At 46.6% G+C, this 13,165-nt stretch carries 10 protein-coding genes and 2 pseudogenes; 10 read left to right on the forward strand and 2 right to left on the reverse strand.

Features of this window, described 5'->3' with window-relative positions; all coding sequences use genetic code 11:
* Positions 1 to 91 precede the first annotated feature (91 nt).
* The gene (infB, locus tag HS1genome_RS00120; RefSeq protein ID WP_126451240.1) at positions 92 to 1,888 is read left to right on the forward strand and encodes a translation initiation factor IF-2; all 1,797 of its coding nucleotides are present in this window, start codon (positions 92 to 94) and stop codon (positions 1,886 to 1,888) included.
* 12 nt (positions 1,889 to 1,900) lie between these two features.
* Here infB and ndk read toward each other — a convergent pair whose 3' ends face one another.
* Together ndk and HS1genome_RS00130 are read right to left on the reverse strand one after the other, a co-directional pair.
* Positions 1,901 to 2,311 carry a nucleoside-diphosphate kinase gene (ndk, locus tag HS1genome_RS00125; RefSeq protein WP_268243592.1) on the reverse strand — a complete coding sequence of 137 codons (411 nt, stop codon included), beginning with the start codon at positions 2,309 to 2,311 and terminating at the stop codon, positions 1,901 to 1,903.
* Positions 2,308 to 2,493 carry a 50S ribosomal protein L24e gene (locus tag HS1genome_RS00130; RefSeq protein ID WP_126448978.1) on the reverse strand — a complete coding sequence of 62 codons (186 nt, stop codon included), beginning with the start codon at positions 2,491 to 2,493 and terminating at the stop codon, positions 2,308 to 2,310. The genes ndk and HS1genome_RS00130 overlap by 4 nt, the downstream gene beginning before the upstream one ends.
* Positions 2,494 to 2,565: 72 nt before the next feature.
* Between HS1genome_RS00130 and HS1genome_RS00135 the strand changes: the two genes are divergently transcribed.
* The 9 genes and pseudogenes from HS1genome_RS00135 to HS1genome_RS00175 all read left to right on the forward strand — a co-directional run bounded on the left by HS1genome_RS00135 (position 2,566) and on the right by HS1genome_RS00175 (position 13,161).
* The gene (locus HS1genome_RS00135; RefSeq protein ID WP_126448979.1) at positions 2,566 to 2,814 is read left to right on the forward strand and encodes a 30S ribosomal protein S28e; all 249 of its coding nucleotides are present in this window, start codon (positions 2,566 to 2,568) and stop codon (positions 2,812 to 2,814) included.
* 12 nt (positions 2,815 to 2,826) lie between these two features.
* A complete protein-coding gene (upp, locus tag HS1genome_RS00140) occupies positions 2,827 to 3,474 on the forward strand; it encodes a uracil phosphoribosyltransferase (RefSeq protein WP_126448980.1) in 648 nt (215 codons plus the stop codon).
* On the forward strand, positions 3,455 to 3,844 hold the full coding sequence (locus HS1genome_RS00145) for a cytidine deaminase (RefSeq protein WP_126448981.1): 390 nt from the start codon (positions 3,455 to 3,457) through the stop codon (positions 3,842 to 3,844). The genes upp and HS1genome_RS00145 overlap by 20 nt, the downstream gene beginning before the upstream one ends.
* Before the next feature lie 6 nt (positions 3,845 to 3,850).
* A complete protein-coding gene (gatB, locus tag HS1genome_RS00150; RefSeq protein WP_126448982.1) occupies positions 3,851 to 5,275 on the forward strand; it encodes an Asp-tRNA(Asn)/Glu-tRNA(Gln) amidotransferase subunit GatB in 1,425 nt (474 codons plus the stop codon).
* A 131-nt stretch (positions 5,276 to 5,406) separates the two neighbouring features.
* The gene (locus tag HS1genome_RS00155; RefSeq protein WP_126448983.1) at positions 5,407 to 5,661 is read left to right on the forward strand and encodes a DNA-directed RNA polymerase subunit H; all 255 of its coding nucleotides are present in this window, start codon (positions 5,407 to 5,409) and stop codon (positions 5,659 to 5,661) included.
* A gap of 39 nt (positions 5,662 to 5,700) precedes the next feature.
* A pseudogene (locus tag HS1genome_RS00160) lies at positions 5,701 to 9,023 on the forward strand (DNA-directed RNA polymerase subunit B).
* A 2-nt stretch (positions 9,024 to 9,025) separates the two neighbouring features.
* Positions 9,026 to 11,667: pseudogene (gene rpoA1, locus HS1genome_RS00165) on the forward strand (DNA-directed RNA polymerase subunit A').
* A 65-nt stretch (positions 11,668 to 11,732) separates the two neighbouring features.
* Complete coding sequence (gene rpoA2 / locus HS1genome_RS00170; RefSeq protein WP_373286754.1) at positions 11,733 to 12,845, forward strand: DNA-directed RNA polymerase subunit A''; 1,113 nt, start codon at positions 11,733 to 11,735, stop codon at positions 12,843 to 12,845.
* Positions 12,846 to 12,849: 4 nt separating this feature from the next.
* Complete coding sequence (locus HS1genome_RS00175; protein WP_126448985.1) at positions 12,850 to 13,161, forward strand: 50S ribosomal protein L30e; 312 nt, start codon at positions 12,850 to 12,852, stop codon at positions 13,159 to 13,161.
* The last annotated feature ends 4 nt before the right edge of the window (positions 13,162 to 13,165 follow it).

Below are 13,165 nucleotides of genomic sequence, written 5' to 3' on the forward strand. Positions count from 1 at the left end.
AGTGAACTACATGACCTAGGCGGAGTCCTAGGCCCTAAATGGGTAGTCAGTTTAATTTAGTTGGGAGTTGCACGTGAATCGGTTGAGCGCAGTGAGCTCGAGCGACATCAAGAAGTTGAGGCAACCCATAGTTACAGTGTTAGGACACGTGGACCATGGCAAAACCAGCCTTCTGGACAAAATAAGAGGAACTGCTGTTGTGAGGAAGGAAGCGGGGGAGATGACGCAGGAGGTGGGAGCCAGTGTGGTTCCTAGGTCAGTCATACAAAAAGTAGCTGAGCCACTTAAAAACATAATACCATTGAAACTAGAGATCCCAGGGTTATTATTCATAGACACTCCTGGGCACGAGCTTTTCTCTAATCTAAGGAAAAGAGGAGGGAGTGTTGCCGATATATCTGTAGTAGTTGTAGATGTTACAGAGGGATTTCAAAAACAAACGTTCGAGTCCATACAGATTCTACGAGATAGGAGAGTTCCATTCCTAATGGCTGCCAATAAGATTGATAGAGTGCCTGGTTGGCAACCTAACCCCAACCAACCGTTCACAGTGTCTATATCAAGACAGAGCAAAGAAGTTCAGAGTAGGCTTGACACGTTGATCTACAAGCTGGTCATGGACCTAGCCCAATTGGGCTTCAATGCGGAAAGATTTGATAGAGTGAGGGATTTCACAAGAAACGTTGCAATAGTCCCGGTATCGGCCAAGACCGGGGAAGGAATTCCAGAGTTGTTAGCGTTGCTAGCTGGACTGTCGCAGAGATACATGGAGAACAGGCTAAAGGTGGTGGAAGGGCCGGCTAAGGGAGTGGTAATGGAGGTCAAGGAAGAAATAGGACTAGGACATACAATCGATGTTATAGTCTACGACGGGATTCTGAAGAAGAACGATATCTTAGTGTTGGCGGGCCTAAACGGCCCTATTGTAACTAGGGTTAGGGGAATTCTGGTTCCTAAACCACTTCAAGACATAAGGATAGTAAAGACAGACTTCGTAAGCCTAGATGAAGTAGTTGCTGCTGCAGGTGTTAAAATCTCAGCACCAGGACTCGAAGAAGCTATAGCTGGCTCGCCGCTCTACGTCGCCGAAGACGAAAGTAGAATTGAACAATTGAAGAAGGTTGTGGAGGAGGAGGTCTCAACTATAAAAATCTATAATAAGGATGTTTCTGGGGTTATAATCAAGTCGGACAGTCTTGGAACGTTAGAAGCGATAGTTTCGGCTGTAAGTGGGGAAAAAATTCCGATCAGGCTAGCTGACGTAGGTCCCATATCCAAGAGGGACGTATTGGAAGCCAAATTGTCAGAGGATGAGGCCTACAGGGTTATACTGGCCTTTAGAGTCAGACCGCTCACTGGAGTAGATGTGAGCGGTGTTAAACTAATAAGTAACGAGATAATATATCAATTAATAGACGAATTAGAGAGATATATACAGGAAGTACGGGATAGGGAGAGAAGGAGGACGCTAGAGAGCATGAGCCTGCCCTGCAAAGTAAAGATACTACCAGGATTCGTATTTAGGAGGAGCGATCCCATAATAGTAGGGGTGGAGGTGATAGGAGGGGTCCTCAAGCCTGGCACAACCTTAATCGATAAAGAGGGAAGACAGATAGGACAAGTCCTTCAAATTCAAGATAAGAAGAAGAGTTTAGAACGAGCGACCAAGGGGATGGAGGTGGCCGTTTCCATAAAGAGTAATTTGATGGTAGGTAGACACGTTAACGAGGGAGACTTCCTATACAGTGATTTCACCAACGATGAGCTTGGCCTACTTCTTAAGAAGTTCAAGGATGTAGTGACAAACGATATGATGGAAGTCATAGAAGAGACGGTTAAAATAAAGAGAAAGGAAGACCCCCTCTTTGCCCTTTCAGTGCTGAACTGAAAGGTATCGTCGTCAAGGGAAGAAGACCGAACTTTCGTACGCCACCTTCTCAGGCGAATCGGACGCATGTATCACGTTCTCACTCTTGGAGAGGGCCAAATCACCTCTTATTGTTCCAGGTGAAGCTTCCTTTGGATCCGTCGCACCTATCATTCTTCTGACTACGCTGACCACATCATCCCCCTCCACCAACATTGCCACCACAGGACCTGATGTTACGTATGACACTAGTTCTTCGAAGAACGGTTTTCCCTTGTGTTCTGCGTAAAGCCTCTCCGCGCGGTTTCTATCCAGTTTATCCATCTTCAACTGAACAATATTGAGGCCTCTCTTCTCAAACCGACTTATTATCTCACCGATTAATCCTCTCCTAACACCGTCAGGTTTTATCATAACGAAGGTTCTTTGAGGCACTAATCTCACCTTACCTTAGTGTAGAACTTTGTCCATTTGAGTTTCTTTGGGTCCTTCCCGTATTCTAACATGTATTTTCTACATCTACTCGAACAAAACCAGAGTATAGTGCCATCGTTCTTTATGTGCATTAGCCCAGTTCCTGGCGCTATCTGATGCCCGCAGAAACTGCAGTTTCTAATTGCTACCATAGACCATCACCCATAGAGGCAAGGCGCGAAGTATTTAAATTGAACTGTGTCAGTTAGGTTAGACCGGTCAAGATGAGTGAGAGGTCCAAAGTACAGTCCTCACCAATAATAGAGGAGTTCGGTTTCCCCGCTGAAGTGATAAACATAATAGATAGAACAGGCGTAACTGGGGAAATAACCCAAGTCATGGTTAGAGTTCTGGAGGGGAGAGATAAGGGAAGGATCCTGACTAGGAACGTTAAGGGATCTGTCAGAAAAGGAGATATATTGATGCTCAGGGAGACGGAGAGGGAGGCTAGGAAGCTCACGACCAAGAGTTAAAGGTTCTAAGACATGCCACTATTCAAAGTTGACACGCCACTGGCGAGACACATACTTACTCAACTTCGAGATAGAAACACAAACCAAGTCCTCTTTAGGAAGAACCTAGTTCGTCTGGGCCGTCTCATTGGATATGAGATAGCAAACACCATGGAAGTAGAGGAAGTGACTGTAGAGACCCCTCTTTCAACATTAGCAAGAGGAGTGAGAATTGTAGGCCTTGAGAGAGTGGTGATAGTTAATGTAATGAGAGCTGCCACCCCTCTTGTTGAGGGACTATTGAAGGCATTTCCTTCGGCTAGGCAGGGAGTCGTGGTAGCGAAACGAAAGGAAGGCGAATTCGATTCGCCTCCAAAGGAAATGGAGGTTGATATACATTACTATAAATTCCCAGATGTTAAAGAGGAGGACAACGTGATTATCGCGGATCCTATGGTAGCTACGGGCAGCACAATCCTCAAAGTTCTAGAGCTAATGAGAACAAGTAAGGCTAAGAAGTACTACGTGGCGTCTGTACTCTCTTCACGGTACGGTGTTGACCGTATCACTAAGCAGTACCCTTACGTCAATATCTTCACTGTGGAGGTGGATCCTGAAATCAATTCCATGGGGTACATAGTTCCAGGTCTGGGGGACGCAGGTGACAGAGCCTTCGGATGAGGAACTAATCAGATTGGCAGAAAACGCCGCTTCGAAGGCGTATGCCCCTTACTCTAACTACAGAGTCGGTTCTGCAGTAGTAGGGAGAAGTGGAAGAGTTTATTTCGGGGCTAACGTCGAGAATGCTTCCTACGGACTCTCCATTTGCGCCGAAAGAGTGGCAATCTTCAACGCGGTCTCCTCTGGGGAGAACGAAATAGTTAAGATCGCGGTGGCAAGGGCTGACGGCGGTGAAATCGTACCGTGTGGAGCCTGCAGGCAAGTTATAGCCGAGTTTGGAGAAAAGGCCGTTGTGATCGTGAAGAGCGAAGGAAAAGCTAAGAGGTTCCAGCTGAGGGAATTGCTACCTGACATCTTTAGGCTGAGGTGATACGAAATGGTCCTAGTAGGGTTAGAAGTTCACGCGCATCTAACGGCCCTCAGAACCAAGCTTTTCTGTCCATGCCCTTCAGACTACGTGGGAAAACAGCCCAACTCCAACGTGTGCCCAATATGTCTAGGGCTGCCAGGGGCTATACCAGTATTCAACGAGAGGGCGTTGAGATTAGCTATAATGGTCGGAATAGCTCTTGGGTCTAGGATATCTAACAAAGTAACCTTTGTGAGGAAGCATTATTTCTATCCCGACATGAGTAAGAACTATCAGATATCTCAATACGATGGTCCTGGAACAGAGGCCATAGCGATGGGAGGGCAGCTTAGAATCAGAAATAAGAACGTAAGGATACGGAGAATAAATATAGAGGAGGATCCAGCCAAGAGTGTTTATCCCACTGGTTCGATGCTTACGAGTCAGTACACCCTTCTAGACTACAATAGGTCGGGGATGGGAATGTTAGAAATAGTTACAGAACCAGATATGAGTGAACCACGCGAGACTAGGGAATTCTTAGAGAAACTTAGGTCGGTGTTAGAACATCTGGGGGTATGTGACGGTTCAATAGAGGGGGCCATAAGGGCCGATGCCAACGTCTCAGTTGAAGGAGGTGAGAGGGTAGAGGTGAAGAATATAGGCTCAGCAAAGGATGTTGAGCTGGCCGTGGCCTATGAGATATCAAGGCAGCGCGCAGCAGTGTCCCAAGGAATTCCAGTAAAGAGGGAAACTAGGCATTGGGATGCAGAGAGGAGAGTTACTGTCCCATTAAGGTCCAAGGAGACAGAGGAAGATTACAGATACTTCCCAGATCCAGACCTCCCTCCCATCTCAGTTAACCCCACACTAATCGAGGAGATAAGGAAGTCTATGCCAGAATTACCAGATCAAAGAATAGAGCGGTTCATCAAACAGTATGGGATAAGCAGCTATAACGCCAACGTCTTAGTAATGAATAAACAATTGGCCGATTTCTTCGAGAAGGTCGCCGAGCAGTACCACGACTACACCAAGGCTTCGAGTTTGATAATCAACGACTACCTGAGGTGGCTAAATGAGAGGGATCTCTCGATTGCGCAGGCCAAGGCTGGACCAAGAGAGCTCGCTGAGCTGTTGAAGATGTTAGATGAGGGGATAATAACAATAAAGATCGCGAAGGAGTTCCTTCCAAGAATGATATACGAAGGAAAGGCCCCAAAGGAGTTAGTGGAGGCTACAAGTATGACCGCGTTGAGAGATAGGGAAACTCTGGAGGCCGTTGTCGACTCTGTGATAAAGGAGAATCCGAAGGCGGTGAAGGAAGCCAAGAGAGAACCCAAAGCGATTCACTACCTAGTTGGACAGGTAATGAAGAAGACAAGTAAGAGAGCGGAGCCTGAGACAGTGTATAAGTTACTAGAGAAAAGAATAAAAGAAACAAGCATGTAACTTTAAATTGCAAGCGGATCTAAATTGCAAAGAAAGCCCAAGATTTAGATTAGCCTTGCCTCCCCTTTATGAATCAATGTTTTTATACTCTATGCTTTAGGAAGTTGTTTTAGCTCATAGGTGTTATCTGGATGCGTTCTAGCACGAAAAAGAAGGTTGATCCCCTATCTTATCATCTCACACCTAAACATGAGTTATTGTCTCCAGAGGAAGCACTGACGGTATTGAAATCGTTAGGTGTCACACCAGATCAGCTTCCTTGGATGAGGTCCACAGATCCGGTGGCTAAGGCAATAGGTGCGAGGCCAGGCGACCTAGTGAAAGTTACTAGAAAGAATCCTTTAGGGGGCGAGGTAGTAATTTATAGATATGTGATAAGTGGTTAGGTGAACGTGTTGATCAGTTTAGAGAATCGTTGGACCCTTATGCAATCATACTTCAAATCTAAGGGCTTAGCGAGACAGCACTTAGACTCTTTCAACGACTTCATCGAGGAAAGGCTACAGGAAATAATCGATGAGCAGGGTGAGATAACTACTGAGATTCAAGGTCTTAAAATCAAACTCGGGAAGATAAGAATAGGGAAGCCAAGGGTTAGGGAATACGACCGCGGAGAACATGAGATAACTCCGATGGAGGCTAGACTTAGGAACCTCACCTACGCTGCGCCTCTCTTCCTAACCATGACGCCAGTAGAGAACAACATCGAAGGAGAACCTACAGAGGTCTACATTGGAGACCTACCAATAATGATAAAGTCTTCTATAGACCCGACTTCGCAGCTTTCTCCAGAGGAGCTTATAACAATAGGAGAGGATCCAAAGGACCCAGGAGGATACTTTATAATTAACGGCACTGAGAAGGTCATTGTAATTCAGGAGGATCTTGCTACCAACAGAGTGCTTGTAGACTACGGAAAGCCAGGAAGTAACATCACTCACACTGCAAAAGTCATATCTAGTGCGGCGGGGTACCGACTCCCAATCACAGTAGAAAGGGTAAAAGACGGATCCATCCAAGTTTCTTTCTCTGCTCTCCCTGGGAAGGTTCCCTTTGGTATATTTATGAGGGCACTAGGAGTTACCACGGATAAGGACATAGTTTACATGGTCTCTCTAGATCCTGAGGTTCAAAACGAACTACTTCCCTCACTGGAACAGGCGAGCTCGATAACTACCGTTGAGGACGCGTTAGATTTCATAGGAAACAGGATAGCAATAGGTCAAAAAAGGGAAAACAGGATTCAGAAGGCAGAGCAAGTCATTGACAAATACTTCTTACCTCACGTGGGAACAACGCCCACTGACAGGAGGAAGAAAGCCTTCTATCTCGCTTACGTGGTGAACCGAGTAATCGAGTTGAGTCTCGGAAGGATTGAGCCCGACGATAAGGACCACTATGCAAATAAGAGATTGAAATTAGCGGGAGACCTTTTCTCGAGCTTATTCAGAGTAGCGTTCAGGGCATTCATAAAGGATCTACAGTATCAGCTGGAGAAGTCTAGACTACGTGCTAGAAGACTAGTATTAGGCTCCCTAGTCAGGGCCGACATTGTAACAGAGAGAATAAGACATGCGCTGGCTACGGGTAACTGGGTGGGAGGAAGAACTGGTGTAAGCCAATTACTAGATAGAACGAACTGGATCTCCACTCTGAGTCACCTTAGGAGGGTCATATCGTCCTTAGCGCGCGGGCAGCCTCATTTTGAGGCTAGGGATCTCCACGGAACACAGTGGGGAAGGATGTGTCCATTCGAAACGCCTGAAGGACCCAACAGCGGACTAGTGAAGAACCTCGCTTTAATGGCACAAATCTCGGTCGGTATCAGTGAGAAGACGATTGAAAGAATGTTGAAAGAGATGGGAGTAGTGGACATTGAGGAAATAGTGAGGAAGGTCTCCGAGGAGGAGGTTAGCCAAGATCAGTATAGCGGATGGAGTAGGGTAATACTCAACGGCCGTTTAATAGGGTACTACGAGGAAGGTAAAGTCCTCGCCTCTGAGATCAGGAAAAGGAGGAGAAGGGGGGAGATAAATAACGAGGTCAACGTTAGTTACGTCTCTACGGAATATGGGGATGAAGTGAGGATTAACTGTGATTCGGGCAGAGTAAGGAGACCTCTGTTGGTGTTAGAGGACGGTGAGCCCCTTGTCACTGAGAGAGACATAGAGAGATTGAGAAGGGGGGAGATCGAGTTTGACGACTTGGTTAAGGAGGGGAAGATCGAATACGTCGATCCTGAGGAAGAGGAAAACCTATACATAGCTATAAATGCTGAGGACGTGACACCAGAACACACGCACCTAGAAATATGGCCACCCACCCTGCTAGGTATAACGGCCTCCATGATCCCGTACCCGGAACATAACCAGTCTCCGAGGAACACTTACCAGTCGGCTATGGCAAAACAAGCTCTCGGACTCTATGCGGCCAATTACCAATTGAGGACAGATACCAGGGCTCACTTACTACACTATCCACAGAAACCGTTGGTCAAGACTAGGGTCTTAGACGAGATAGGCTACAACTATAGACCCGCTGGAAATAACGCGATATTCGCAATTATGTCGTTTTCTGGGTACAACATGGAGGACGCTATTCTTCTGAACAGGTCCTCGGTAGAAAGGGGAATGTATAGATCGACGTTCTTTAGACTTTATGCCACTGAGGAAGTTAAGTACCCAGGAGGACAAGAGGACAAGGTTGTCGTACCCGAGCCTGGAGTCAGGGGATTCAAAGGAAAGGAGTACTACAGACTACTGGAGGATAATGGTATAGTTTCTCCAGAGATGGAAATAAAGGGAGGTGACGTCCTGATCGGGAAGGTAAGCCCCCAAGATTCCTTCAGGAATTCAAAGAATTGAGTGCTGAACAGGCTAAGAGGGATACCTCTGTCATAACTAGACATGGCGAGGTCGGCATAGTTGACCTCGTGATGGTCAGCGACACGTCAGAAGGAAATAAACTAGTGAAAGTCAGAGTGAGAGACTTGAGGATACCCGAGTTGGGGGACAAGTTTGCTTCCAGGCATGGGCAAAAGGGTGTGGTAGGTCTACTTATACCACAGGTAGATATGCCCTTCACCACCGAAGGGATCGTTCCAGATATAATCCTCAACCCTCATGCATTCCCATCAAGAATGACCCTAGGACAACTCATGGAGGCTATAGCTGGTAAGTATGCGGCGCTCTCTGGCGAGTTGATGGATGCTTCACCCTTCTACAAGATACCGATGGACGAAATTCAAGCCAAACTGATGGATTTCGGCCACCTCCCAGACTCAACCGAGGTCGTCTACGATGGTAGAACTGGAGAGAAGGTTAGGAACCGGATATTCTTTGGTGTAGTCTATTATCAGAAACTCCATCACATGGTAGCTGACAAGATCCACGCTAGAGCTCGTGGCCCAGTGCAAATACTTACGAGACAGCCAACCGAAGGAAGAGCGAGGGAAGGAGGACTGAGGTTTGGGGAGATGGAGAGAGATTGTCTAATAGGGTACGGTGCTGCAATGTTGATTAAGGATCGATTGCTAGACAATGCGGATAAGGCAGTCATCTACATCTGCGAACAATGTGGTTATGTGGGGTGGTTCGACAGGAACAAGGGCAGATACGTCTGCCCTCTACATGGGGATAAGAGCACATTATATCCGGTCACAATATCCTACGCCTTCAAACTGCTGGTTCAAGAGCTCCTCAGTATGGCAATATCTCCAAGACTGATCCTTGGTGAGAAGGTGAGCTAAATATGGAGGATAAAGTAATAAAGGGAGTAAACTTTGGAATTCTATCTCCAGACGAGATAAGGAAGATATCAGTAACAGCAATAATAACGTCGGAGGTCTATGACGAGGACGGTACCCCTATAGAAGGGGGAGTTATGGACCCGCGGCTTGGAGTAATTGAACCTGGGCAAAAATGCCCCACGTGTGGAAACCAGCTAGGCCAGTGCCCAGGTCACTTCGGCCATATAGAACTGGTGAGGCCTGTAGTGCACATTGGGTTCGTTAAACACATCAATGAGCTTCTCTCAGCCACATGCAGAAAATGCGGCAGACTCAAACTCCCCGAGGAGGAGATAGACAGATATCTTAGGATATACAGAGCAATACAGTCGAGATGGCCATCGGCTGCGAAGAGACTTGTTGACTACGTCAAGAAGACTGCGGGGAAGAACACGACATGTCCTCACTGCGGAACTGAACAGTTGAAGATCAAGCTAGAGAAGCCGCTCACCTTTTACGAAGAGGGTAAGGAGGGAATAACAAAGCTCACTCCATCTGACATAAGGGAGCGCTTAGAGAGGATACCCGATAAAGACGTAGAGGCCATGGGGCTAAACCCGAAGACTAGTAGACCAGAGCTAATGGTGCTAACCGTTCTCCCAGTTCCGCCAGTAACCATGCGCCCCTCAATAATGATCGAAAGTGGAATCAGGGCCGAGGACGACCTTACCCACAAACTGGTCGACATAATCAGAATAAATGAGAGATTGAAGGAGAGCCTAGACGCAGGAGCCCCTCAACTCATAATTGAGGATCTATGGGACCTTCTGCAGTACCACATCTCAACATACTTTGACAACGAAATTCCAGGATTACCCCCGCTAAACATAGATCAGGAAGGCCTTTGAGGACGTTGGCCCAGAGGTTGAAAGGGAAGGAAGGAAGATTCAGAGGGAACCTCTCTGGAAAGAGAGTAGACTTTTCGGCTAGAACTGTGATATCGCCGGACCCCAGCATAAGTATAGACGAAGTTGGTGTACCAATAGACATAGCAAAGATATTAACAATACCCGAGAAGGTCACAAGTTGGAACATAGAAGAGATGAGACAATTGGTGATAAATGGCCCAGAGAAGTGGCCAGGGGCCAACTACATAATTCGACCTGATGGTAAGAGAGTAGATCTAAGGTACGTGAAGGATAGGAAAGCCCTAGCCGAGGGGTTAACACAGAATTACATTGTGGAGAGGCACCTCATGGATAAGGATGTGGTCCTATTCAATAGGCAGCCCTCCCTTCACAGGATATCAATAATGGCTCACAGAGCTAGAATCCTTCCTGGAAGAACTTTCAGACTTAATCTCCTCGTCTGTCCTCCATACAACGCCGACTTCGACGGAGACGAGATGAACCTTCACGCACCACAGGCTGAGGAGGCGGTGGCTGAAGCCAAGGAACTAATGACTGTGCACAAGAATATTCTCACTCCAAGGTACGGCGGGCCGATAATGGGAGGAACTCAAGACTACATAAGTGGAGCTTACCTAATGACAGTGAAAACTACACTCATCAATAGGGAGGAGTTAGCAAAGCTACTCGGACCTGTAAACTACACGGGCGACGTTCCAGAGCCAGCTATCTTGTCACCTAAGGAATACTGGACTGGGAAACAAGTAGTTAGCATGTTCCTACCAAATAACTTCAACTTCCGCGGACCTGCTAACGTGTCGAGTGGTACTAGAATTTGCAGGGACGAAGACTGTCCACATGACTCATACATAGTAGTTAAGCGGGGAGTATTGGTAACAGGTGTTTTCGACAAGAAGGCGTTGGGAAATCAGCAGCCTGAGAGCGTGCTTCACTGGCTGATCAAGGAGTATCCAGAGGATTATGGATTATGGATTATGGATAACCTCTTCAGGCTCTTCATCAGATTCATAGAGATACGGGGGCTCACAATGACCTTCAACGACGTTAAAATACCGGCAGAAGCGGTTTCTAAGATAGCGGAGCAGTCGAGGGAAACAAGAAAAGAGGTGGAGGAACTAATAAATAAGTTCAATAAAGGTGAATTAGAGCCAATACCTGGCAGGACGCTAGAGGAGAGTCTAGAGAACTACATTTTGGATGCTTTAGATAAGTTAAGAAATAGCGCGGGAGAGACTGGATCCAGTTACCTCGACCCCTTCAACAATGCCTACATAATGGCTAGAACAGGCGCCAGGGGAAGCCTCCTCAATCTCACCCAGATGAGCGCTATGTTAGGGCAGCAGTCAATAAGGGGTGAGAGAATAAAGCGAGGCTATAAGGACAGAGTTATACCGCACTTCAAGAAAGGGGACATATCACCTGAGGCGAGGGGATTCATATATTCCAGCTTCAGTAGAGGGTTAACTCCAGTAGAAATGTTCTTCCACGCCGCGGCCGGAAGGGAGGGACTAGTGGATACCGCCGTGAGAACTTCCCAGAGCGGATATATGCAGAGAAGATTGATAAATGCGCTCTCTGACGTGAGGTTAGAGTACGATGGAACCGTGAGAAACATAGGTGGGGACCTAATTCAAACATTTTATGGATACGACGGTGTGCACCCAATGAAGAGTGTACACGGTAAGGCCATAGACATAAATAGGGCTATAGAAAGGGTTGTGGGCTGGAAAAGGTGAGGTAGTTGTTAACCGAGGAGGCTGCAAGACGTCTTGAGGAGCGGCTGACAGAACTGGGGCAGTTGCTGTCTCCTAAAATAATCGAAGACATTAAGAAAACTATAACGTCTTACCCCGTAGAAATAACAGAGGAAGAAGTAGACCAAATTGTAGATATACTGGCCAAGGACTACGTAAGTTCGTTAGTTGAAGCTGGAGAACCGGTAGGAGTAGTCTCTGCTCAATCTATAGGAGAGCCAGGTACCCAAATGACACTAAGGACCTTCCACTACGCTGGCGTAAGGGAACTTAACGTCACCTTGGGCCTACCTAGACTGATCGAAATTGTAGATGCTAGAAAGGTCCCCTCAACTCCGATGATGACCATTTACTTGACAGATGAGTACAAGGATAATAGGGAAAAAGCGCTAGAAGTGGCGAGAAAGATCGAGTATACCAAGGTGGAGAACGTAATTGCATCAACAAGCATGGACATCTCCTCCATGTCGATAGTATTCAAACTGGATCCGGAGTTAATGAGAGACAAGGGAGTAACCATGGACGACGTCAAGAAAGTGATATCGAGATTGAAGATAGGTCAATATACTGTGGATGAGGCAGACGAGAATACTCTAGTTCTAAACTTCACAGAACTTGAGAACGTTTCTTCGCTTTTCAAGGTTAGAGAGAAGGTACTCTCATCTAAGTTAAAGGGTGTGAAAGGAATAAAGAGAGCCATAGTACAGAAAAGAGGATCTGAGTACGTGATAATTACAGACGGCTCCAACTTGGAAGGCGTGATAGGAGTAAAGGGAGTAGACGTGACGAGAGTTGAGACTAACAACATTCATGAGGTAGAGCAAATGTTCGGCGTGGAGGCAGCTAGGGAACTGATAGTGAGGGAAATAAAGAGAGTCTTAGATGAACAGGGATTAGACGTAGATATTAGGCATATCATTCTCGTATCAGACATTATGAGTAGGACTGGTGTTATAAGGCAGATAGGGAGGCATGGAATATCTGGAGAGAAGCTAAGCGTATTAGCTAGAGCCTCATTCGAAGTGACAGTGAAGCACTTGCTTGAAGCCGCGGCTAAGGGTGAAATGGAAGAATTTAAAGGGGTTATGGAGAACATAATTATCGGTCAACCCATAGCGGTGGGAACGGGAATGGTAGAGCTGTCCATGAAGTTAAGGTGAGAGGATGTCACAGTCAGTTTCCTTTGAGTCAGAACTGAAGAGGCTTCTGAAAACTGGGAAGGTGGTGATCGGAACTAAAGAATCTCTAAATGTAGTTGCGGGGGGGAAAGCGAAAATGCTAATCATTTCCTCCTACTTAAAGGAGGAGTTAAGGGAGGAGTTGAAGAGACATGCCGAGCTCTCCAACGTACCTATTTACGAGTATGCTGGATCAGGCTGGGAGCTCGGGACGCTCTGTGGTAAGCCCTACATGATATCTACAATGGCAATCACTGATTTCGGAGACTCTAGAATGGAACAGTTGGCGAAGAGGTGAAATT

It is taken from the genome of Sulfodiicoccus acidiphilus (assembly GCF_003967175.1).
In the GTDB taxonomy this organism is placed as follows: domain Archaea; phylum Thermoproteota; class Thermoprotei_A; order Sulfolobales; family Sulfolobaceae; genus Sulfodiicoccus; species Sulfodiicoccus acidiphilus.